The organism is Halomicrococcus pelagicus (assembly GCF_050954125.1).
This window is the reverse complement of record NZ_JBPBWC010000029.1, coordinates 1-23736: the sequence shown is the minus strand read 5'-3', so window position 1 is coordinate 23736 and position 23736 is coordinate 1. Positions and strand designations below refer to the sequence as shown.

At 56.5% G+C, this 23736-nt stretch carries 20 protein-coding genes and 1 pseudogene; 13 read left to right on the top strand and 8 right to left on the bottom strand.

Annotation, left to right across the window (positions count from 1 at the left end; translation table 11 throughout):
* Positions 1–129 precede the first annotated feature (129 nt).
* Positions 130–1515 (bottom strand): permease, encoded by a 1386-nt coding sequence (locus ACRYA2_RS25615; RefSeq protein WP_433634464.1) that lies wholly within the window; start codon positions 1513–1515, stop codon positions 130–132.
* A gap of 179 nt (positions 1516–1694) precedes the next feature.
* Here ACRYA2_RS25615 and ACRYA2_RS25610 point away from each other — a divergent pair, with 179 nt between their 5' ends.
* From ACRYA2_RS25610 to ACRYA2_RS25595, 4 genes are all read left to right on the top strand, one after another.
* Positions 1695–2075, top strand: a complete 381-nt coding sequence (locus tag ACRYA2_RS25610; protein ID WP_433634462.1) for an SHOCT domain-containing protein — start codon at positions 1695–1697, stop codon at positions 2073–2075.
* 14 nt (positions 2076–2089) lie between these two features.
* Complete coding sequence (locus ACRYA2_RS25605) at positions 2090–2722, top strand: hypothetical protein (RefSeq protein ID WP_433634460.1); 633 nt, start codon at positions 2090–2092, stop codon at positions 2720–2722.
* Positions 2723–2962: 240 nt separating this feature from the next.
* Positions 2963–3190 carry a hypothetical protein gene (locus ACRYA2_RS25600; protein WP_433634458.1) on the top strand — a complete coding sequence of 76 codons (228 nt, stop codon included), beginning with the start codon at positions 2963–2965 and terminating at the stop codon, positions 3188–3190.
* A gap of 431 nt (positions 3191–3621) precedes the next feature.
* Entirely contained in the window at positions 3622–4131 is a 510-nt protein-coding gene (locus ACRYA2_RS25595) for a DM13 domain-containing protein (RefSeq protein ID WP_433634456.1), read from the top strand.
* 68 nt (positions 4132–4199) lie between these two features.
* On the opposite strand, the gene ACRYA2_RS25590 is transcribed toward ACRYA2_RS25595, so the two are convergent.
* Entirely contained in the window at positions 4200–5381 is a 1182-nt protein-coding gene (locus ACRYA2_RS25590; RefSeq protein WP_433634454.1) for a DUF7482 domain-containing protein, read from the bottom strand.
* 370 nt (positions 5382–5751) lie between these two features.
* Here ACRYA2_RS25590 and ACRYA2_RS25585 point away from each other — a divergent pair, with 370 nt between their 5' ends.
* On the top strand, positions 5752–5979 hold the full coding sequence (locus ACRYA2_RS25585; protein ID WP_433634452.1) for a hypothetical protein: 228 nt from the start codon (positions 5752–5754) through the stop codon (positions 5977–5979).
* 28 nt (positions 5980–6007) lie between these two features.
* Positions 6008–6916, top strand: coding sequence for a hypothetical protein (locus tag ACRYA2_RS25580; protein WP_433634450.1), 909 nt, complete (start codon positions 6008–6010; stop codon positions 6914–6916).
* Between the two features lie 89 nt (positions 6917–7005).
* Here ACRYA2_RS25580 and ACRYA2_RS25575 read toward each other — a convergent pair whose 3' ends face one another.
* A complete protein-coding gene (locus ACRYA2_RS25575) occupies positions 7006–8013 on the bottom strand; it encodes an NAD-dependent epimerase/dehydratase family protein (protein ID WP_433634448.1) in 1008 nt (335 codons plus the stop codon).
* Between the two features lie 170 nt (positions 8014–8183).
* Positions 8184–8399: a hypothetical protein gene (locus ACRYA2_RS25570; protein WP_433634446.1), complete on the bottom strand. Its 216-nt coding sequence runs from the start codon at positions 8397–8399 to the stop codon at positions 8184–8186.
* A 610-nt stretch (positions 8400–9009) separates the two neighbouring features.
* Here ACRYA2_RS25570 and ACRYA2_RS25565 point away from each other — a divergent pair.
* From ACRYA2_RS25565 to ACRYA2_RS25555, 4 genes are all read left to right on the top strand, one after another.
* Positions 9010–9285, top strand: a complete 276-nt coding sequence (locus ACRYA2_RS25565; RefSeq protein WP_433634444.1) for a HalOD1 output domain-containing protein — start codon at positions 9010–9012, stop codon at positions 9283–9285.
* A gap of 304 nt (positions 9286–9589) precedes the next feature.
* Positions 9590–9736, top strand: a complete 147-nt coding sequence (locus tag ACRYA2_RS26705; protein ID WP_472850142.1) for a DUF7835 family putative zinc beta-ribbon protein — start codon at positions 9590–9592, stop codon at positions 9734–9736.
* Between the two features lie 107 nt (positions 9737–9843).
* Positions 9844–13161: a PAS domain S-box protein gene (locus tag ACRYA2_RS25560; RefSeq protein ID WP_433634442.1), complete on the top strand. Its 3318-nt coding sequence runs from the start codon at positions 9844–9846 to the stop codon at positions 13159–13161.
* Positions 13162–13262: 101 nt separating this feature from the next.
* A complete protein-coding gene (locus tag ACRYA2_RS25555) occupies positions 13263–13628 on the top strand; it encodes a DUF7344 domain-containing protein (protein ID WP_433634440.1) in 366 nt (121 codons plus the stop codon).
* 430 nt (positions 13629–14058) lie between these two features.
* Here ACRYA2_RS25555 and ACRYA2_RS25550 read toward each other — a convergent pair whose 3' ends face one another.
* Entirely contained in the window at positions 14059–15273 is a 1215-nt protein-coding gene (locus ACRYA2_RS25550; RefSeq protein ID WP_433634438.1) for an outer membrane protein assembly factor BamB family protein, read from the bottom strand.
* Positions 15274–15609: 336 nt separating this feature from the next.
* On the opposite strand from ACRYA2_RS25550, the gene ACRYA2_RS25545 reads away from it, so the two are divergent.
* Together ACRYA2_RS25545 and ACRYA2_RS25540 are read left to right on the top strand one after the other, a co-directional pair.
* Positions 15610–16821, top strand: a complete 1212-nt coding sequence (locus ACRYA2_RS25545; RefSeq protein WP_433634436.1) for an MFS transporter — start codon at positions 15610–15612, stop codon at positions 16819–16821.
* Between the two features lie 322 nt (positions 16822–17143).
* Positions 17144–18277, top strand: a pseudogene (locus ACRYA2_RS25540) (serine hydrolase domain-containing protein).
* A 203-nt stretch (positions 18278–18480) separates the two neighbouring features.
* Here the strand turns inward: ACRYA2_RS25540 and ACRYA2_RS25535 are convergent.
* Positions 18481–20421, bottom strand: a complete 1941-nt coding sequence (locus tag ACRYA2_RS25535; protein WP_433634434.1) for an ABC transporter ATP-binding protein — start codon at positions 20419–20421, stop codon at positions 18481–18483.
* Between the two features lie 47 nt (positions 20422–20468).
* Positions 20469–20744, bottom strand: a complete 276-nt coding sequence (locus tag ACRYA2_RS25530) for a hypothetical protein (protein ID WP_433634432.1) — start codon at positions 20742–20744, stop codon at positions 20469–20471.
* A gap of 145 nt (positions 20745–20889) precedes the next feature.
* Between ACRYA2_RS25530 and ACRYA2_RS25525 the strand changes: the two genes are divergently transcribed.
* Positions 20890–21879, top strand: a complete 990-nt coding sequence (locus tag ACRYA2_RS25525; protein WP_433634430.1) for a TackOD1 domain-containing metal-binding protein — start codon at positions 20890–20892, stop codon at positions 21877–21879.
* Between the two features lie 346 nt (positions 21880–22225).
* Here the strand turns inward: ACRYA2_RS25525 and ACRYA2_RS25520 are convergent, their stop codons facing one another.
* The gene (locus tag ACRYA2_RS25520; RefSeq protein ID WP_433634428.1) at positions 22226–23437 is read right to left on the bottom strand and encodes an inorganic phosphate transporter; all 1212 of its coding nucleotides are present in this window, start codon (positions 23435–23437) and stop codon (positions 22226–22228) included.
* Positions 23438–23736: the final 299 nt, after the last annotated feature.

Sequence of the window (23736 nt, the reverse complement as noted above, 5' to 3'; positions counted from 1 at the left end):
ATCGGCTTCCGATTCTCAATGCATAGGAGGCGCACAACCACGTCCGAGACGCTCCAGTCATCGGATCCGCCCCAAATGTGAACCAAAGACGGTTCTCTGTACAGCTGTGCATCTTCGATGAAACGGCCGTTAATGGTCGTGACCCTCCATCACCATCGGATGTCCAGTGGCGTATTCGTCTGGATTCTCCTCAAAAGTCTCCTTGCAGGTCTGTGAGCAGAAGTAGTACGTCTCGTCGTCGTGTGTCGCCGCTGGCTCGCTGTCGTCAGTCCGCATGCCACAGACCGGGTCACGGTACTTTCCGGGCGCACCGAGGCCACGGCGATACACGTACAGGAGAAACCCAGAGAGTGCGAAGGCGATGAGGTTGAGGTAGAACGTGTAGTTGAGTTCGAAGTACGTCTGTTCGGTCGCCGTCTCCCCGCCAGCCAGATCCGGAACGATACCGAGGGCATCGAACAGCAGTTCCATGAGGAACCCAGTGAACGCCATCGTGACGAAGAAGACGGCGAGGATGTACAGCATGAGCTTCCAGCCGTAGTACTTCCGGTAGACGTTCAACACGGGAATCGTGATGAGGTCGGCGTAGACGAACGCAATGACGCCGGCGAAGCTGATCCCGCCGCCCCAGAGCGCGACGGCGAACGGGACGTTGCCCATACTGCCGACGAAGCTGATGACGGCGATGGCGACACCGATAATCGCGTTCTCGGCGGTCACGAGCAGGCCATCGCCCTGGATGAACAGGGTATTCCAGACCCACTGAGGGACGAAGACGATGACGAACCCGGAGACGAGAAAGCCCGCGATGACGTCCTTCCAGATCATCGACCACTCCTTGCGGTACTGGTTCCCGATCTTGTACCAGCCACCCCACGACAGCACCTCCTCGCGCCACCCGCCGCGGCTGGATGTCTCCTGGAGATAGGTCTCCATACAGCCCTCCGAGCAGAACTGCAGCGTCTCCCCGCCGTCGGTCGTGAGCGTGTACTCGTCTTTGCCTTCCATCCCGCAAGTGGGGTCCTCAGTAATACCCGACTCGCGGTCGCGCTCGTTGAGCGTCTCCCGGACCTCGTCGAACAGGTTCTCGGGGAGCGTGAGGTGGACGATGACGGCCATGACGGCGATGAGAATGAGGCCGCCAAGCAGTTCGGCGAGAAGGAACTCCCAGCCCAGCAGAATCAGGATCATCAACCCGAGTTCGACGATGAGATTCGTCGACGCGAACATGAACGCCAGGAAGTTCACCGCGTGTGCCCCCTTCTTGAACAATCCCTTCCCGATGGCGACGGCCCCGAAACTACAGCCACTGCTCGCCGCCCCGAACACGGTCGCTTTGGTGAGGCCGCTCAGGTCACCATCGCCCAGAACCTGCGCCATTCGCTCCTTGGAGACGTAGACCTGGACGAGACTCGTGATCGTGAGACCCATAATGATCGCCCACGCCGCCGTCCAGAGGAATCCGACACCGATACGGAGAGCTTCGAAGACTCCCTCGATCATCGTCACCTGCATACATGTCCTATCGTAGGGACCATCTATTTCAGTTGTCCCTTAGTATATCACTCCTCAACAACCTCTTCACTAATTATCCAAAAGTTGAATGCCTATACACCGGACATTTCTAAGTCACAACTGCATTGAAGCCTGAACACGTACGTGACACCAGAGACGAACTTACGGAGGGAACATATATGCCAGAAAATATGGACAACACACGGCTGGTCACGATTCTCCTTATTATCATCGGTGCGTTCGTAATCTTCCCGATGTTCTTCATGGGTTTCGGGATGATGGGGTTCGGGCCGATGATGGGCGGCATGTGGGGTGGTGGAATATGGGGCGACGGAACGATGCCGGGCTGGATGTTCATCGTCGGAACCGTGATGCAACTCCTGTTCCTCGCTGCCCTCGTCGGCGGTGGCTACCTCCTCTACAGGGCTGTAACGGGCAGTGAGAGTGACTCGGGCCAGGCGCTCGAAGAACTCCGGCTCGCCTACGCTCGTGGCGAGCTGACCGACGACGAATACGAACAGCGACGAGAGGCACTCAAACGTGACACGGAATCACAATAAGACTGATCTGAGGAATGACGTGGACATCTGATCACCGCCACAACACGGCGCAACCGTCTCTCCCAGCTTGGCTCGACCGATATACGACGTTGGGGCTGTACGGACTACTCGTTGGAACGGGACTCTGTCTGGTCGCGTTCGTCACGAATCCAGTACCTGATCCCTCGTTCCCGTGGGCGACGCTGCCGGAGTCGTTCCGACTCCCCTTCGAGCAGCCGCGGATCGAGCACTGGCCAGTAACGTACACTATCGGTATCTGGCTGTGGATTGTCAGGTTTCCGGCGTTGTTCCTCGCTGGCTACAGACGATTCGGAACTCGGACGCGGTTGGGCTCAACGATATGGCTCGCTGGGCTTCCCACCCTGGCGATGCTTGGATGGACGACCTACTGTCGGTTCTTCTGGCCGAAACTCCACCCGCCGACCTGGAATGCTCCCTCCTACACGTTCGTTTGTTGGCTGTACTGCTCCTCGTACGATGTGGTCTGGAGCAACACTGCCTATGTAATCGCGCTGTTCGGCATCGTCGCGACGCTCCTCGCAGTGCGACGCCAGAGCGGAGATGGGTATGCCCTCTTTGGATTCGGTCTCTTGGCACTCCCCCTCGGATTGCCAGCTGTGTACGAAGGATATCGCCGGATCGCATGAAGATTCACACAGGTACTGTAATCGATGTTTGTGCAGCCTCTATTCTCAGGACCAGCATACACACTCTACCCGTATTGAGGAGATGGTCATCGCATTCAATCAACGAGCTAAGAACGCCTTTGCAGCCTCGTGGGCAAACCCCCAGACATCGACTCTCCTGAAGAGTATCTAGACCGGTTCACGAATTCTGCCCCTCTAATGCGCTTGTAAGAGGAAACTGTGACACCCATTCGTGTGCTCATGGTGGTCTTCGTCGCGACGGCTGCCATGCTTGGCGGTGTCGGAGGTGCGCGTGAGAAATCTCCACTTGAACAGACCACGCACGTCATCCAGAATACAGTCGAGCTCTCACTCCTCGACACTGTCCACGGCTTCCTCGAGCGCGTCGACAGACCGCTAAAAACGGTTGTTGACTTGGTCAAGACAATCCAACAGCTGTTCGGCGACGGTGGAGCAGGCAGCGACTAGTCCACACCCTTCCACCTCTTACTCAGTGTCGGAGTTGCCAGCGGTGGCCATGACGAGTCCATTCCCCACCTCGATCTCCACGACTATCGTCCTCGGTCGGCGTAATTCAAGGTGGAGCCCCCGACCTCAAGGAGCGAACGAAGTGAGCGAGTAGGTCGGGGAGGACCCCGACACGATGCGACACAACCGCCATACCGCGACCGACTCATCTTGTCCCGTCGTTTCAGACACTATCTGATATCCTGCAATGACATATAAATCGGTGGCGGAGATACACCGACTACCCCTTGGAGGCGATTCAATCGACGCTCTCTTACTACCCTCCTATTCCAAGGCAGGTTCTCATACCGGGGCTACTATCCCGTGAGCCTGAACGCATTCTAGTTGGAGTTTGGACAATAGATATATCCTGAAATCGCCTCTCTGGTGGTATGACCAATAGACGAATTCTGTTGATTGGAGGGGGTGCACTGGGGGTGGTCGCACTCCTGGTGGGTGTCGCCGTCATCGGACCGTCGGATTTCTTCCTTCCCGAACAGTCCACGCAGGTCGAGGAGACACCGGCTGACGGGGGAGCCGAGGTGCTCAAACGCGGTTCGTTTGTCAGCACCGCGGGCCATGAAGTCACGGGGACAGTACTCCTGGTGCGCGACGACGATGGATTGTACCTTCGGTTCGAGAGTTACAGTCAGACCCAAGGTCCTGACGTGTTCGTCTACGTGACGCCTTCATCGACGCCCGATACGAAAGCGGAGGTCACCGCCGGCACCAAAGTCCGCATTGATGGCGGGGCCGATGACGGGGAGAGCACGAAGGAGGGAACCTTCACTCAGCAACTTCCTGACGGTGCAAGCGCTGGGGATATCAGCGGCGTGGGTATCTGGTGCGAACGCTTCGCCACCCCGTTTGGATACGCTGAACTCTCTCCTGAGTCCGGATAGGTGGAGCTACTATCGTTACGCATCACATATCGTTTCCTGGAGAGCCGAGACCATTGAGGGGGAGGGTCTTACTCCTCCTCTTCCTCAACGGAGATAACGGGGCAGTTGACCGCCGCGCTTAGCGCCCGGATGTTCCCGAGCAGCGTGTTGGCGGGCCCGTCCTCGGCGAAGCTGCTGATGTCGCCCTCAAGGACCAGGTCGATGATTTCCTCGTGGTCCTCCAGGATGGTCCGCTCGTCCTCGGGAACCTCCCACCGTAGCGGATGGAGGTCCCAGAGCGGACTGTAGAAGAGCGAGCAGTCGGTCGGGTCGCTCAGGTCCGCACATACCTGCTCGGACCGAGTGATGTTGTGCGGGCCGCCCTGCCCTTGGAGGGCCGACTGTAGGCCCTGTCCCGGTGGGCCGTTCACCACTGGGAAAATGGCCTCGCGAGCGGAGCTCTCGAGGTCGCGGTCCCCCACAGCTGGTGCCTCGCTCAGGTTCGGCACAAGCGTGCCGCCCTCGAGCGCGGCCACGAGGCCGGGGTACGCGTCGGTAGTCAGGTAGTAAATCTCCCGGAACTCGTAGAACCCCTGCACGAGCTGGAGGGTCACCGTCATCTCATCCGTGTCCATCTCAAGGACTTGGTCGTGCTCCCCGGAGTCGTTCGCCACGTGGGGGGCGTTGTAGACGACCTTCTCGTCCGACGTCGTGATGAACGGGCTGTAGGTGCCGTCGCCCTCGGCACCTGGCTCGGCCACGTCGGGCGGGAATCCAGTGCCGTCGTTCGGGACGACGTTCCGGGTCAGCGAGAAATCGACCGTCCCCTGGAACTCGTTGTTGGGGTTGTTGGGGTTGAACTGACCGGAACTCCCTATCGCCACCTCCTGGATGGCGTCGGTTCCGATGATGTGCTTGAGCTTCACGGCCCAGTTGAGGCCGAACTGGTTCGCCTTGCCGATATCGGAGGCTTCCGTGAGAACGTAGTACACGACCCCGTCGTCCGGCCCCCGGCCCTCGTAGAGTGGGAGCGTGACCTCGAGGGCGTCCTCGTCGATTTCGATCGCGCTCGGCAGTTCGGACGGGATGCCGGCGTGCTTCCTTTCTGTGGATGTGGCCCCTGCCGGTCGGCTCCCACCCAGCATGCCGAGGGCGGCGAGTCCGGTTCCGGTGCCGACCGCTCCGAGAAACGTTCGGCGGCTCGCCCCCTCGGAACGCTGTCTGGCGGTGTCGTTGCTTCTCGATTGTTCGGCTGGTTCTTGTTCCGTCATTGTTTTGGGGGTGTTCCCCGCCGGATAAGGACCGGAAACAATCATAGTTATTTTTCAAAGACTGTCTCACATACCCCCAAACTCATTCTAGAATTGCTCATCCCGGTCAGTCATTATCCCGCGACACTCGACAGCGGAAGCCGGTAATTTTGCGGTCGAGAACGGTTAATGGTCGTTGCGAAGTTCCAGGTGATGGGTGGTCGGATTGAGCCTCTAGAATTGGGCCATCATTTAGTCGGCTGCGACGAACATCTTAAAGACTTCCCCTACAAATATAAATGATACTATATTTAGTATTGCAATCTGGATCTAGCTCAGCACTCTATCGGACAGCAGAGTTAAGACTCTGAAAATCCTACGCGATTCAGCTATGTTCGAGGAAATACGACAAGTGAACCGAGGGACGCTCATCCAGTACGTTCTCATGTTTATTTTCGGGACGCTGTGTGTCGTCGTCGCATTCACACCACTCGAAGAACCGATCCGTATCACGGCCGTCGGAACTCTCTTCGGGTTCACTGCCGGCCTCTGGGTTTCGCATCTCATCCAAATACTCCAACGTGCTGCCGTCGCGAAAAACGCCGACATCGCAGGGTGACTCGCCGACAATCGAACCAAAACCAGACATGAACCAGCCAGAATCCACTGCCGAGACAGAATCTGGATCGACGTTCCTCGATAGTATTGAATTCTTGACGGGAGAAGATCCCAATCTCGGCTCGTTCCTCCTCGTCGTCGGGATGGTGACCGTCGTGTTCATCGCGCTGTTCCAGCTCACCCTCCCGACCCCTATCTCGTTTCTGCTCACCGCCGGAGTGTTATTCGTCACCGTCCTCAGTGCCATCTTTGCCGTGCTTCTCGACAGCCTTGGCTACTTTGAACAGGGTACCACGACTAGTCCATCCGACGAGCCCAGGACAGACGCAAAGCCGTGGGTTCCCGTAGATAAGGTTTCCGCACCTCTTCCGCCGCTAATCAACTTCGACGCCGAACTCAGAGCATACGCCGACATGTACAACGGCGACCTCCCAGCAGAGTTCGACCCGTTCATCGAGGACTATCTCCGATTGAAGACCAACACGCGGAACCGAACCACAATCGCCAGCGACCTGCGCGCCGACCTCAACCCCATCGGCGCGCTCTTTGAGGACGGCTCGGAGGGGGACAGAATCTACGAAGACATGTCTGAACGACTCTTCCGGTACATCGGCGACAAGAGCAGTCACATCACTGTAGACCGTGTCACGTTCTACGACGAGGACGGCAACAAAACCGACGTCGAGACCATCGAAGACCAGCTCGGACACATTGAACTTGGCATCACCAACGAAGGAGAAGCAGCTAATGTCGAAGCGCTCGTCGCATTATACGACGAAGACGGGACAACCATCTCCAGTCACAGCTACACTGCAGGGCTCGTCAGTCCAGGCGCTACGCGAGATCTCAACGCCGACATCTTTGTCCCCTCGGATGCCGCACGCGCCAGCACGACCATCCGTACGACGGACCCCGGACGGACCGACGTAGGTGTCTGAGCCTGGTGAACTACCCTCCCCTACTCGCTCACGGCTGACGCCGTTCGCTCGGTGAGGCTATGACACTGACGTGTTTCGACAGCGACTACTCAGGAAGGTGCCGACTGTTCAGGGCGCTTATCCATTCCAAGTTGATTGAGTTCCCAGGGAAGGTAGTCGCGCAATCCCTCCTCAAGCGGCCGGAACTCGATATCGAGTTCACGCTTGGATTTCGTGTTGTCGACGGACCACTGTCTCCCGGACAAGAAGTCGAGTCCCTCACTCTCGAATCCCTCTGGCGGTATCGTAACCCGTTCCACGTTCCGCATGATGGTGGCCAGCGTGCTGAACACCACGTCCGGAACAGGTCGTGGAGCCGGGGTCCCCGTGATCTCCTCGGCATAGGCGAACACCTCGGGCAGCGTTCGTGCCTGGCTGGCGACGATGTACTCCTCGCCCAGCGTCCCACTCTCCATGGCATTCAGATGTGCGTGTGCAATATCTTCAGCGTGGTCAAAGGGCATCGCCCAGTTACGGGGAATGATCGGGAGATCACTCGTCAGGTAGTCCCGAATCATGTCCGTAGACGTCTCCCCATGAGGGCCGTAAACGATGCCTGGCTGAACGATGACAAGCGGGAGGCCATCCTCTATCATCGGTCTGGCAACCTCGAAGTGGGCCTGCCACTTCGTGCGCACATACTCGGCATAGGTCGGACAGTCGGGGTCGATAGATTCGTCGAGCTTTTCTCCACTAGTTCCCGGGTAGACGCCTATTGTGCTGGTATAGACGCCCTTTGGGATGTCAAGATCGTCCATCAGTTCGAGGACGTTACGAGTGCCCCCGACGTTGATGCGTTCAGCCTTCTCAGCCTCCCAGGGTCCCGGCCCGAAATACAACCACGCAGCGATATGAAAGACACCATCGACGCCAGCCATTGACTCACGCATACTCTCCTTATGTGTGATGTCGCCCTCAACAATTGTCACCTCCTCGGGTAGATGCTTCGCATTCGACCGTGATCGGGTCAGTCCGACGACATCGTGTCCCCTGTCAACTAATAGTTCCACCACATGGGTTCCGATGAGGCCAGTCGCTCCAGTAACGAAATACTCCATAGTATGTTTATTGTTATCTATTCACAAGACACTTGTTGCCGGTGCTGATTACTGCCATCATCAATTCACAAGGAATCGTCGTACGAGAGTGCGAGCTGGGTGGGGGCAGTGCTGTGGGCACCGCGCGAGAGAAGAACAGGTACCAACCCCAGTTCCCGAGGCCCAGCCGGTCAAATGAGGCGAGCGCAGTGATAGCAGGCGTGCTGGCCGCTGGCGCCTGCGTCGTCACGATGTCGACTGTCACCGATGAGGTCGACAGTCACGTCTGCCGGCAGGTCGTCGACTGCGCCACAGGCATGGTGGAGGTGATCATGCAGGGCATCGAACACTGTTGTGTCTGTCTCGTCGGTCTGATCGAGTTCGTCGTCGCCACGACGCAGTTCCATGACGTAGGTACAGCCGGCGTGCGTTGCCCGCGCGATATCTTCGAGCCACCGGACGTTGCGGTAACGTCGGCCGAAATCCCGTGCTGATTCCTGTGTATAGAAGTTTAATCTAACTATCTATACGAGCAACCTTTATACGGCTAGTGAGGTTAGATGTCCGTACGACACCGATTGGAGTGACGGACGACCACAGCGAGTCCGGAACGGTACTCTCTTTCCCCTCTGCGTGTAGTTTCGTGTTCTGCGTGCAATCGACGGCTGGCTGGTGTGAGTGTCTCCTGTTGCTTCCACCGGCCCCATGGGTCAGTGGTGGAGCGTCGACGAGAACAACAGCACCGATTATGATATCACTCGCGACCGGGGGTGTCTCGGGGTGGTGAGCGTCGGTTTCAGTCGCCACCCAATGTCCCGGCGGCTGCTGACACCCGTCGAGTGATGTCACCTTTTTCTTTTCTAGATACTTCTCTAGACTCACCGGGAAATCACTTCACTGGTTAGCAGTGCTCGCGTTAAAATGCAACCTGAGGGATATCAACAAATAGTCTGTTTAGATTATAGTTTGGATCGAGCAACACTCTTATGGGCGGCAGGGACTAATTGAGTATACGTAATGGCCGCCACAACCGCTAAGAAGCCGGCTGACTGCTCATATGGTTCTTGTGCGAGCGTCGCCGTGATTGAAGCGCTCGAACAATACAATGGCATCGACCCGCACGACAGCGAGTTCCGACTCTACGATCTGATCGACCCCGACGCACTCGATACGCTCTTCAGCCGCCAGCAAACCACCGGTCTCTCTATCGAGTTCGACATCGACGACGTCACTGTCTCCATCTCGCAGGCCAACGACGACATTCAGGTCCGAGTCATCGACCCCCTCAAATAGACGTCACCATCTGGCGTTCACACCAACGAATCCAGTCGAATCCTTACTTTCTGACTCTGTCCAGAGAAACATCTGTTTAGAAGCCGCTCATCGGTGCCCGTTCGATGCGCTCTGAGACTCATCGATGAGACTGCGTTCTATTGATATCTAGCACGACGACGAGATTCACGTCAAAATGGAGCCGTGAACCAGCCAAAATTCCGAGTTGCGAGGTCGATTTTACTGAGTGAATCCATCTTCGAACCGCCGGCAGGTTCTCCACCTCTTCCACCAGAAAATCAGCGAGAGGGTCCCGGCCTAAAGGCTGGGAGAATTTTCGCGCGAATCGTATCGAATCGCTCGCTGCCTGCAGTGTGGCGAAACTACGTGCCAGCGAGTGAATAAATGCGCCGACAGTTACAGCAGTGGTGAGCTATCGAATCTCGTGCTGATGTGCTTGGAAGCGACCTAACCATTCTGTTTAGTATATTTTATAACATACGGAAATATAAATAGCACTCCAACAATAATAATTATTATCGATGTACTTTTGTATGGCTATTAACTTTTCTCACACAAATGACGACCCAAAGCGACTCATCTCCAGCCACAAGCGAGAATTTGCAAGAGGTTATCACAGCGTCCCCGCTTGATGTGACGGACACCGAATCCTGCCACACGAATCTTCTAACAATCACCGCGGGACTACTGACAACTGACGAAACCGGTCGCATCGTCTTCGCAAATCCGAGTATCGAACCTCTCCTTGGATACAAACCGACAGACATTATCGGTAAGTCTCTTCGAACCCTCCTCCCAGCACATCACCAGAACGGCGACACCCCCTCATCGTTCGTTCCCGCCGACAAACACATCATCAACGAGGACCGCACCGAGCTCCCGATTCCTACTTCAGACGCCAGTGACCATCACGTTTCTCTCCAATTTCAAAAACACACATACAAGGACCGCTGTTTCTTTGTCGGAACACCGCATGGCCGTGTCTGCCAGCACGACAACGAGCGTGGACGCGAGCAACAGTTTCACGACCTGGTAGCGCAGATCGAAGAGTATGCAATATTTCGACTCAATCCCGACGGATACGTCGAAACGTGGAACGAAGGCGCAGCATCACTGAAGGGCTATCGCAGTGACGAAATCATCGACACTCATTTTTCTATTTTCTATCCAGACGATGATGTCGACGCCAACGTCCCTCGACACGCATTAGAAGCAGCGGAGCGTCAAGGGACATTCACAGACGAAGGATGGCGAGTGAGAAAGGATGGGACACGATTCTGGGCAGACGTGACGATTACTGCTCTCCGAAATGACGATGGTTCGCTACGAGGATTCGCAAAAATCACTCGTGATTTGACTGAGGAGAAAACGTCGAAACAGGAACGCCAGGTTCTCCACGACGTTAGTCGGACCCTCATCACGGCCGAGACGGTGACCGACGGCCTCCACTCGACGCTCGAGACCCTCTGTGAATCGACGGAATGGTCGTATGGCGAGGCATGGCGGCCCAACGACGAGAGCGACCACCTCGAATACGTCACCTCGTACGCCACAACGGATGCTATCGATTCATTCGCAACGGCCAGCGAAACACGGACGTTTTCCCCGCAAGAAGGACTGCCTGGTCGTGTCTGGGCATCGGGTACTCCGGAGTGGATTCGCGATATCTCGACTGCTTCCTCGACCCGCTATCTCCGCGCCGACCGTGCGGAAAAGGCCGATATCAACACCGCGCTTGGTGTTCCAATCATGGGGGATGAGCATGTCGAAGCTGTTCTCATCTTTTATTTCACGGAAGGACAGACCATCAACGAGCGACTCCAGGAGCTTGTCACGAACGTCGCAGCGAATCTCGGCAATCTCATCGCCCGCAAGCAAGCCGAAGCCGGCCTCAAAGATGAGCGAGCGTTCCTCAACCAGCTAATAGCGGCAGCTCCAGTCGGGCTCGGCGTCGTGAATCAAGATGGAACGGTTACACACGTAAACGACCGCGCCCAGCAACTGCTCGGTCTCGACGAATCCGAACTCCGCGGTCACGATTATACAGAGCTGCCGATCACGGTCTACGATGACCGGGGCGAGATAATACCGGAGAAGGGCTGGCCAATCAAACAGACGTTCCACGAGAATACCGCCGTTTCTAACCAGAAAATCGAATTGGAACGCCCTGATGGCTCACGTCGATGGCTGTCATTTAGCACTACCCCGATTCGAACCTCGGACGACGACATCGACCGGGTCGTTACGACGTTCAAGGATATCACTCCCCAGCGAGAACGAGAAGAGGAGCTCCGTGCGTTTCGACAAGCAGTCGAACATGCCGGCCACTCGGTATACATAACTAACACTGACGGTACTATCGAATACGCCAATCCGGCGTTCGAGTCCCTTACCGGCTATAGTGAAGAGGAAATAATCGGGGAGACCCCACGAATTCTCAGCTCGGGCGAACACGACGAAGCGTTCTATGAAGACTTCTGGACTACTATCCTAGCAGGCGATATCTGGCAAGGCGAGGTCGTCAACGAACGGAAATCCGGGATCCAGTATACAGTTAATCAGACGGTCGCACCGATTACGGACGACCGTGGAGATATTACGCGATTCGTTGCGGTGAACGCGGATATAACGGAGCAAAAAAAGCGGGAGCGAACACTCGAACAACAGCGAAACTCTCTCAAGCGTGTCCAACAAGTCATCGAAAGTCTCCGTCCGCTCAATCAATCACTGTCGAAGGCATCGACGCAAGAAGAAATCAAGCAGCTGACTTGCGAGCAGTTAGCGCTCTCCGATAGCTACGTTTTCGCGTGGTATGGCGACTACGATCCCGCAACCGAGCAGATCATTCCCCGCGAATGGGCCGGTGTCGAAGAAGGATATTTAGATGAGATTACGATGACCACTGACCAATCTGCTACCGGCCAAGGCCCGACTGGCCGGGCCGTTCGGACCGGCGATGTCCAGGCTGCGCGCAACATCCTGACAGATCCAACGTTTGAACCTTGGCGCGACGCGGCTCTCAAACGCGGTTTCCAAGCGTCAGCAGCCATACCCGTTGTCTTCGGCGACAGGCTCTACGGCGTCCTAGGCGTGTACACGGGCCGTCCAAATGCGTTCGACGAGTACGAACGAGGACTGCTCCAGGAACTTGGTGAGCGTGTCGGCCATGCGATGCACGCCGCGCAAAACAAACGGCTCCTCCATACTGACACAGCAACAGAGTTAGAATTACAGGCGACCGAATCGAGTTCGTTACTGGCAACGGTGACAGAACGGCTTGACTGTCGATTGACGCTCAACACTGTCGTTCCAACGATGAACAGTAAATGCCATTGCTACATCGCTTTTGAAGAAGCGTCATCGGAAGACGTTGCCGCCGTTCTTTCGGAGCTACCACTGGTTAAATCGCATCGCATCATCAGTTCAAAGGGAAGCACGGGAACGGTCGAATGTACCGTCGTCGATTCGATGATAACGACACTCGTTGATTACGGCGCAACTATTCGGTCAGGCCAGGGTAATGGAGGAACGGGGTCGGTCATCGCGGAAGTCGCTTCTGACACAGATACCGAAACAATCGTCGCTGGTCTCCAGGCTGCACATGCAGACGTCGCCCTCGTCGCCAAACGGTCGACCAACCATCGGGAAGGGGACGCTGACGTGTCGCCGGTTGCCCTTGACGATGTGCTGACAGACCGTCAGCTCGAAGCTCTCAAAGTAGCGTACTATGGCGGATTCTTTGAATCACCGCGTCATTCATCGGGTGAGGAGCTCGCTACTAAACTCGGTATTTCGTCTCCAACATTTTATCAGCACGTCCGGAAGGCAACCCAGAAAATCCTCACCCATCTCGACGACGCGGATCTCTTCATCTGATACACGCCACTAGTAGTCTAGACCCTCTCCATACTATAGAATTTCTGCCACTAGTAGACTAGGTGGTGGCTATACCTCGACCGGATCAGAACCATCGATTGATGTCGAAGTGCCCCAGGCGCCATGAAACGGAAGCAACGGAGGGCGATACCACGAAGCAAGATATCGCATTCAAGCTACTGAGCGACCATCTTCGTCACCAGATACTTCTGTCTCTCAACACTCACGAAGAACCAACCCTGTCCGAACTCGCTACCGCTCTCCAAGAATCAGAGCGAATTCCGGAGACAGACCTTGAACGAATCAAAATACAACTATACCACAACCATCTTCCGAAACTCGAAGACGCCGAACTCATCGACTATGACTCCTCACAGCGAACAATCACCCGTCGTCAGCTACCGGCGCCAATCAAGAAAACACTTAAAATCAGTTCGAATTGCGATGAGTCGCCAGCAGACGTGTAATTGTGATATCACCCGCGACCAGGGATGTTTCGAGGTGGTGAGCGCCAGTTTCAGTGGACATCTGGTGTCGGGAAGCGTGGTGACACCCGGCGAGTGATATCACTCGCGTCGGCCTGCCGTCACGTCCGATGCAGCACCGAGCGTTCCATTACGAAGTGCGTCACTGACGGATAGCGACCGGCACCGACGGACAAGAGCCAGTCTCAGCAATGAGACTGCCGCCCGCGTTAGTGAGCCAATTGACGGCTCTGCTTTGATGTCTCGCTCGACACCACACCGAACGCGATAGTCTGGTTGACGCGGGAAATCTCGACCATGACGCGGCGAAAACCAGTGTCACGATTCTAGACCAGCGTGCATTCGTGCTATGTATGGAGCGTAAATCTATCATAGCCGTGCGTGATGACGGGGAAGTCTACGATCCGCCGGGTCATGTTAGCGCGTACAACGACCCGTTGAGGGTGCCGACGTAGAGCGTCTCGCCGACGGCAACTGGCGACCCCGTCGGTTCGGTCGCCGCCTCGAATCGCCACTGCTCCTCGCCACTCGTCGTGTCCACTGCGTACACATTCATGTCGTGACCCCCGATGTAGACGGTCTCACCACCGACCGCCCGAACGAATATTTCACTGGTTGCACCCTCGAACAGCCACCGCGGGTCACCGGTCGAGGCATCGAGTGCGTAAAGGTTCGTATCTGAGTTATTGACGTAGACAGTGTCGTCGTCTACGACTGGAACCCGGAAGGGAGTGAGTGGTTCGTTGAACCGCCACTGTTCCTCGCCACTCGCCGCGTCCACCGCGTATACATTACTGTCATCACTGCCGACATAGACGGTGTCGTGGGTCACGACGGGGGTGTTCGGCGCACCCACCGCCGCCTCAAACCGCCACTGTTCCTCGCCGCTCTCGGCGTCGATCGCGTACACGGTTGAGTCACTGGTGAACGGTCCGACATACACTCTGTCGTCGGCCACGGCCACAGTCTCCGCTGGGCCAGTCGCCGCCTCGAACCGCCACTGTTCTTCGCCGTTCTCAGCGTCGATCGCATAGACGGTGAAGCGACCACCAAACTCCGTGACGTAGACCATACCGTCGACAACTTTCGGAAACGTCGTGGGGGCGTTGGCGGTGAACGTCCATCGTAACTCCTTGGTCTCGACATCTAGCGCGTTGACATTGTTGTCGTTGCCCCCGATGTAAATGGTGCCGTCAACTATGGCTGGGACCCCCATGCCAGGTTCCGACGGAACAAACACCCATTGGTTTGTGCCCCGGTCGACCGAAAACGCTCGGAGGTCGCCGTCCGTGGTCTGGTCAAAAAATCCAGTCCCAACGTAGGCGGTGTCGCCGACCACCGCGGGTGGCCAGACGCTACCGGGGAGGTCTGAGACGTGCCACTTCACCTCTGCCGGCGGTTCTGGACCTGTTGCATCCGGGTTGACACCGGTGTGTGCCGGGTCATGGCCGAACATTGGCCACGCGTCGTCGGTTGACTGGACGGTGGCCGTCAGAGGACCGGCGTCAAGCCATGTCGACTCTCCGACTTGGCCGAGTGGGACCACGATTGCAAAGCGTTTCAGGAACGTACGGCGGTCGCTTCCTGGGTGTTCATTGTCTCTCCAGCCAACAACGGAGTATGGCATATGTTAACATTTATTGGGTCTCCAGCACCCTCTATAAGATTACCGGCTGAACAGCGTTCACAGCGTGAATTGGCCCACGGACCGCAACAACACGGCTTTAAATCGCTGTCCATCCTCGGCACGTCGATATGCGCCGACGTGTGCCGGGCGACCACTGCTGGTGGCGGTCGGCAGTTGCTCGCGGGCTGGAAAACAACCGTTTGGAATCGTGAATTTCGCTGCAAGCCCAAACACCTTTTATGATTCCGCTAGTTCGTAACTTGAGAGGAAGTGTGGTGCCCCTCGTGTTCTTGGCGTGTCCTCCTGTAGGGTCCACCGCGCGATTTCGTCCACATCATGAATCAAGATCGCTGGGTTGTGCTTGCTGTCGTCGCTAGTACGTTCTTCGTTGGATTCGGTGGTGGAGTAGTATTTCCGATTCTGCCGAATCTGGGTACTATTCTCGGTATCTCACCGGCACTTGTCGGGCTTATTTTGAGTGCAAATCGGTTCGCTCGTATCGTTGCGAACGCTCCGGCCGGTTCACTCGTCGATCGTATTGGCACTCGTCTTCCACTCATCGCTGGACTGTTCATCGAGGCCGTTGCAACGCTTGGGTACGTCGTTGCGCTCGACGCCTCGCTTCCTGAAGTATGGTTTCTCAGCGCTCGCGTGATCTGGGGCGTTGGCAGCGCATTAGTGTTTGCCACGGCGTACACAATCGCAGCGGACGTTAGTGATGGCGGCTCACGTGGGACGAGCATGGGTGTTGTCCGCGGCGGAATCACGTTGGGCTTCCCGGCTGGGCTCGTTCTTGGCGGTATCGTCAGTGATCTTTACAACGTTTCAACTGCCTTCATCGTCGCTGCCGGATTCGCACTTGTAGCCGGTATCATCGCCTACCTGATGGTGCCTGAGACGCACGTTTCAGACCATCGGACTACTGTCCGTCCGTGGGAGATCGATACGACGATCTCGACGCTGTCTGTCGGATTTGTGAACTTCGGACTGTTTTTCGTGTATCTCGGTGCGTTGTTCGCCACGCTTGTCCTGTTCGTTGAGACCCACGATATCGCCATCTGGGGCTACGGACCGCAGGGAATGTCCGGACTGCTGATGGCGATTACGGTCTTGGCGGCCTCCGGGTTTATGTTGGCCGGTGGCAAGGTAAGTGACATCCAACAGTCCCGGATTCCGATCCTCTTCGTCTTTCTCGCTGTGTCATTTGCTGGATTTCTACTGTTGGCAGTGGCCGAATCACTCGTGCTGCTGGTAACTGCCTGTGTTTTGATCGGTGCCGGTCAGGGTGGTACAAGTGGGCCGCTCATGGCGCTGTTAGCTGACCTCACCCCAGACGAACGCACAGGCCGCGCGATGGGGACGAACAATATTCTCGGCGATCTTGGTGGCGGCCTCGGTCCGATAGTAACACTTCCGCTCATTAACAACATTGGCTTCACACCAATCTATGCTGCCTGTGCAGTCATTCCGCTCCTTGCTGGTATCGTCCTCCTTGGCGGTCTCTACATGCAAACAGGAACAATCCGCCCCCAAACGAGTCTTCGATGAGCGACTGAATCTACTCACCAAGACATCAGCAAGTCTAGCCTCTCTTTTGGCGTCGTTTCTTCGACAGGAGACTGGCGAAACTACGACCTCGCTGTTAGGATCCAAGAGCTCGACGGAATTATGTGCTTCCAAGGACGGCTCCGCAGCTCAGAGTCCAGCACCACATCTACTGCCGCTCCACCGAACGATAACTGTTAACACACTCCCGTTTTCCACTGTTCAGGTCGCCAGCTGACACAATCTAGACCGTAACAAGGAGCATAGGTCACTGGTACAGAACCCCACCCATAGTGTTTAATGTAAATTAACCATACTCGGTTATGTGCCACAGATCACCGAGAGCGACCGACACAGACTTCGAGCAGAATTCGACCGGCATCTCGACGTGGGCCTGCATCACGGCGCTCAACTGGCTGTCTACGTTGACGGCGACCTCGTCGTGAATTTCGCGGGCGGCACGACTGGGCCAGACGGCGACGAGACGACCTCGGACACACGCCATCTCCTCTTCTCGTGTACAAAACCGTACGCAGGAGTAGGGTTACACCAACTTATCGAGCAAGGCAAAGCCGACTACGATGATCCCGTCGTTGATCACTGGCCCGAGTTCGCCGACGCCGGTACGCAAAAAGCCGAGATCACAATTCGTCAGGTGCTCAGCCACACGGCCGGCATCCCGTTCGGCGAGTTGGACGATCAAGCCGATAAGTGGGGTGACTGGGACGCGGTCGTCCAGGCGATGGAGGAAATCAAGCCGATCTTCGAACCGAGTAAGCAGCCGGCCTATCACACCTTCAACTATGGCTGGGTCGTCGGCGAACTCATCCACCGTATCAGCGGACAGCACGTCGACGAGTACGTTGACGAGAACGTATTCGCCCCTCTAGACATGGATCGGTCGTCGATTGGACTCGGAGAGGAAGAAGAGGACGACGTTGCTACACTGGCCGGATTCGAGATGTTTGACCGCTGTCGCGACCCCGGCGAAGGGCTTGCTATTCCGGCCGAAGAGTCTGCCGAGGCGTTTAACGATGAGGCTGTTCACCGCGCGGTCATTCCGGCAGCGAACGGTATCGGGACGGCCCAGTAGATGGCGCGGTTCTACGCCTGCATAGCTAATGGCGGCGAATTTGATGGCACGCGCCTCCTTGAGGAGGAGACGGTCGCCGAAGCGACTCGAACCCAGGCGGAGACGGAGTCCGACGGGACGCTGTCGCGCCCGGCGCGATACGCCCTTGGATTCTGGACCGGTGGCCTGGCGGACGACCTCTTCGGGTCATTCAGTCGGGAGCGAATGTTTGGTCACGCCGGGCTCGGAAGCATCTTCAGCTGGGGTGATCCTCAGTTGAACGTCGGCTTTGCCTACGTCACCAACGGGATTCGAGAAGAATCGTGGGAGCACGCGGCCAGGGTGAGCGGGATGTCCGACGCTGTCCGATTGGCCTTATTGGAGTAACGATACTACGCTAGTAGTCACGCTGTCTCGATGGTTATAACGACGGTCAGAATCTCGCTGAGGCACTCTGCTGGAGAGCCGTCGGCCGTCATCCGTCATCTTCTGAGTTGCCGGGGGCTGACACCTTCGCTTCTTCATCTTCGGTCGTTGCATGCCACCCACCGATAGCTTCCGGTAGCTATCGTCAGCGCCTTCCCCCTGTGTTAATCATCAGCCGGTGTTGGTTCTGTGTCCGCTTGCGCAGCCCAGAGATTGGCGTATTCGCCATTTGTCTCGAGCAGATCGTCGTGGCCGCCTTGCTCGACGATCCGTCCCTCGTCCATCACGACGATCTCGTCGGCATCCTTGAGTGTCGACAAACGATGGGCGATAACGAACGCGGTCCGCTGTTCGACCAGTCGGTCGAGACTCTCTTGGATTAATTCCTCTGTCTCCGTGTCCACGTCTGAGGTGGCCTCGTCGAAGACGATAATCGCCGGGTCGTTCAGCAGTGCACGGGCGATGGCGAGTCGCTGGCGCTGGCCGCCGGACAGTTTCACGCCGCGCTCGCCGACGCGGGTGTCGTACCCGTCTGGAAGGTCGGCGATGAACTTGTGGGCCTCTGCTGCCTTTGCGACCTCACGGATGCGCTCGCGCGCGGTCTCGCTGTCCGTGGTCTCCGTTTCCGCGTCGCCACTGTTATCGCCGTACCACTCGGCTACGAGCGCATCGCGGTCGCCGTAGGCGATGTTCTCCGCGACTGTTCCCGAGAACAGATACGGATTCTGCTCGACGATAGCGATCTCGTCCCGAAGCGCCTGCAGATCGTACCCCCGAACATCGACACCGTCGACGCGAACCACGCCCGCATCGACGTCGTGGAATCGAGCGATCAGCTTCAGCAGCGTCGACTTGCCAGCTCCAGTCGCCCCCGCTAATCCGATTGTTGCGCCAGCAGACACGTCGAGTGAGACGTCGTGGAGGACCGGATCGCGGTCGCCGTACGCGAACGTGACGTCCTCGAACGCTACGTCGCCTTCGACGTGCTTCGGGTAGTAGGGGTCCGCTGGCGAGGTGATTGTCGGCTCTTGGCCGAGCAGTCCGAACACTCGTTCGGCGCTGGATTTGGCGAGCTGGTACTTGTTGGCGGATTTGCCGACGCGACGCATTGGCGAGTAGAGCCGGCGCAAGAGGAGGAAGAACAATGCGAAGCCGCCGGTCGACAGTGCGATTCCGCCGGCCGTCTTGACACCGATGATGGCTCGTCCGCCGACGTAGAGCGCGACCACGAAGACGATGCCGGTGAGCAATCGGAGGCTGGCGAAGAAGCCGCGACGGATACGGAGCGCCGCCACCTTCTCGTCGTGGTAGCGTTCGCTCTGCTCGGCGACGCGGTCCCGCTCGAAGTCATAGCGGTCGAACGCCTTGATGACGGCTGCGCCGCCGAGGTTGTTCTCTAGACGTGTGTTCAGCCGTGCGACTGTCTCGCGGATAGATTTGTATCGCGGCTCAATCCAGGTGAGAAAGTACCCGCTCGCCACGCCGATGATCGGGACGGGTGCGAGGGCGATAAGCGCCAGTTTCGGCGAGTAGAACCAGAGGATTGCCGCGATACCGCCGACAGTAGCGACGACGCGGATAAATTGGCGGAATTCAGTGTTGAGGAACTGTTCGAGACGGTTAATGTCGCTGTTGAGGATAGACATCATCCCGCCAGTCTGATGATCGACGAAAAAGTCCATCGAGAGATGCTGCAGGTGGTCGTACGTATCGTCCCGGAGATCGCGCTGAATCTTCTGGGCGGTCGCCTGAAGTAGATACCGGGAGACGAACCGGGCAACTGACCGAACCACGTACGCAAGGATCGCGATGACAACGAGTTGCTTGAGCAGCGCAAGTCGGGCTGCTTGCCCGGTGATTTCACCCGCCGGGAGCACGCCAACCTGTGTTAGCAGCCCCGTTTCGCCAGACGTGCGGATAACGCGGTCGATAGCAGCTGCGACAACGACCGGCGGCACCAACCGGGCGAATCGCGTCAGGAACGATGCGAGCACGCCGAGTGACAGCCGAAACCAGTAGTTCCGGGCGTACGCCAATAGACTTACCATTGGGTGCCCCACGACGTTATCACGAACGTCTTCGAACCCCCCGTGGCCGTCCGTCATTACCTCTCCTTGTTGCGGGGTAGGAAAGTATTCTACGTCCACATTCTCTATTTACGATGAAAATCTGGGCGGTTGATGAGGTCGGCAGTCACGTCCGCCGGCAGGTCGTCGACCGCCGCAAGGACGTCGTGGAGGTAGTCATGCAGGGCATCGAATGCCGTTGTCTCTTCGCAGTCGTCCTGATCGAGTTCGTAGTTGTCGTGGCGTAGTTCCACGACATTGGTGCGGCCGGCGTACTTTGCCCGCGCGATGTCGTCGAGCCAGCGGCCGAGGTCATGCCGCCAGTCATCTCGCAATTCGTCGTCGGTGGCACCAGTACGCATCGTCGAGCCGGTCGATGAGGTCGGCAGAGACTGCCGTCACACGACTCCTATTTCGTTCGGAATCGTCTTCAGCTCTTCCTTTCCCTACACGCCATAGGTAGTAGTGACATGATAATTAAATAGTTGATTACTGTTGGTGCACTCCATGGCCTCACCGGGGATAGTCCGATTGATGGCCGATCTGTGGAAGGACGAAGTGGATGGAATTCATCCGATTGTCGATATCGATACTGGCGAGGTCACATATCCTGAAGCGAACGCTCGCCTTGACGAACGCGATGATTCTGCCTTTGAGGTGCTCGAAACGCTCGCAGAACAGAACCGGCTTCATCGCGAGTTCCAAGAGAAACAGTACATCTGTCCTCAGTGTACCGCAAAAGGAATGCAGTATACGTCTGCCTGCCCATCATGTGGCTCTCCGGAGACCACTCGAACGGAGCGATATCGTCATACAGCCTGTGGTCATGAAGGACTGCACGACCAGTTCGTCGACGACGAAGAGGTTGTTTGCCAGGAATGTGAAATCAGTCTCAACTCGCTCGAACAGCTGGAATCAGATACCGCACACGTATGTAACAATTGCGATGTAATTTTTCAAACGCCAGATCACCGACTCCGGTGTCGCGACTGCCACCTCGTCACCCATCCGATGCAGTCGACCGAACGAATCCTCTACCAATACTATCTCACCCCACAGGGAGAAGAATGGATCGAAGAACAGTTGACCGCACGGCAGGCAGTCGCCGAAACCCTCCAAAATAGAACGCTGCAAACAGACATAGATACAACAGTGACCAACGGTTCAGATAACGACATTCCAGTACATATCTCAGCCTACGACGAACTATTAAACGACCACATCATCGCTGCAGTCCATGAACAGCCGGACGAGAGTGCAATTACAAACCTTCTGAGGACTGCGGCGGACGTGGATGCACAAGCAATACTAGCCACGACCTCTGGAACAGTTGTCGGAGAGGACGTTGACCAACTCGTCACTAACGACCGTCTAACAATTCTTCAGGTAACGGCAGGCGGTACGCTCAACCATGATTATGAAGTCGTTGCTGATCCGACCACACACAACTCATTTGTTGGGCGTATTGCTAGTATCTTCGAACCTCAGAATGGATAGTTCATTGAAAGGTATCAGTCTTCAGTGGGTGTCTGTGAGTGGCCTCGTTGCGTGAAGTCCTGGCTGGCTTCGATTTCGGTTGGTTCTGATTCTGTTAAAAGGACCGGTGTGCGTCGTTCGAGTGTGAGAACGAGCCCAACCATGCAGACGACGCACATGAGGGCAGTGAGGAACCCGACGAGAACAACAACTGCGATGATTGTGATATCACTCGCGACCGGGGTGTCTCCGGGTAGTGAGCGTCGAGTTCACTGGACACTCGGTGTCCCGAAGACTGCTAACACTCGGCGAGTGATATCACTCGCGTCGGCCTGCCGTCACGTCCGATGCAGCACCGAGCGTTCCATTACTGGAAGAGCGGGACGAATTTGAATAACAGGTACGCGGAGACTGTTGCAATGCCTGGAACAACGTTCTGCATGGCGATAACGCGGGCGGTAGTCCATGGTTCATACAGTGCATCAACGTCGGGGTATGAGTTGGTATTCGCGTCACTGTTCGATGACTGGTTCGTGTCTGTATTGGTGGCTGTGTCGATCGTCGGTGTGTCTGCAGAGTCTACGGCAAGTGCGCCACCAGAGATTCCTGGTGGGCCTTCCTCGATCATTTGCGAGCGGTTCGTGTGCTCTTGGACGCGTGTGGCGCGGCCCCATCCAAGACCGACGATGCTCATTGTTGACACAATGACGATACTAGCTGGGATGCCGAGCTCCGAGAGAATAGTGATCAGTGTGGAACTTACGACGGCGACGATCAACGCTGCAAGCAGAGGCATGTCGGTGAGTTCGTTCCCCATCGTATCGATCGTCCGTTGCGCAATAGTAAATGCGCCTACTGCAATGGCACTTCCTGTGAGCAGAATACCAGAGTTCATGTCAATCGCGCCGCTGCCGACTAGTGGCGCAATCGCGTTCGCCATATTCGATGCTCCAGCCGAAAATGCGGTATAACAGGCAACTGCGATGACCAACAGGGTGCCAATAAATTCTCGCAGGGTTGTGTTCGGGCCAAGCGCTGGCCGGACAATCCATCCTGAGCGATCCATGTGCACCAGTGCACCTTCGCTTTGTGTGATTGCAAACCAGTCGAGAAGGGTCGGGTACCAGTAGCGGCCAATAATCGCACTCACCCAAAAGGCGATTACTGGAGAGACGAGCCACCATGAGATAATCTGCCTCATCACTCCCCAGTTCAGTGCATCAGTTGCGAGGCCAAGGCCAGCAATCGTGCCGACGCCCGTCATCGACGTTGAGGCGGGGACACCGACAATATTCGAGAGGAATAACGCGAGTCCGATGAAAAAGAGCACTGCGATACTCGCTTCAAGAGTGAAAAATCGACTCGGAACGATTCTCCCACCCATCGTATTGATAACATTACGACCAACAGTCCATCCACCAACCAGCGCACAGATACTCATGAGGGCTGCAGCCCCAACCTTTGAGATAGTTTGACTTCCAACTGCTGGACCGAACGCAACGCCAGTATTCGAACCGCCGACATTGAACCCCACGAAAATAGCGACAGCAACCCCGACGAGAAAGAGCAACTCAACCATATCTAACCCAAGTGAGAACGTTTGTTAAGTTCTTTGTCAACGCTTATTCAGTAGTTTCTCCGATCAAGTAGTCGCTGGCACAGATCTCCACAAATCAATTCGAGAGAGGACTGCTGGCCTCGAATGGTTCAGGAGAAGCATGGAATCTTGCTCGAATTACGGGAAATCGAGGAGAAAGCCCCGTGCTGTAGCGCGGGGATGAATCCGACAACAGGGACGCCACCCACGAACTATTAAGTTACCCGACAGCATATTCAGTAGCAAGCACATCGGACGAAAATTGGAGTTGGGTTGGGGTC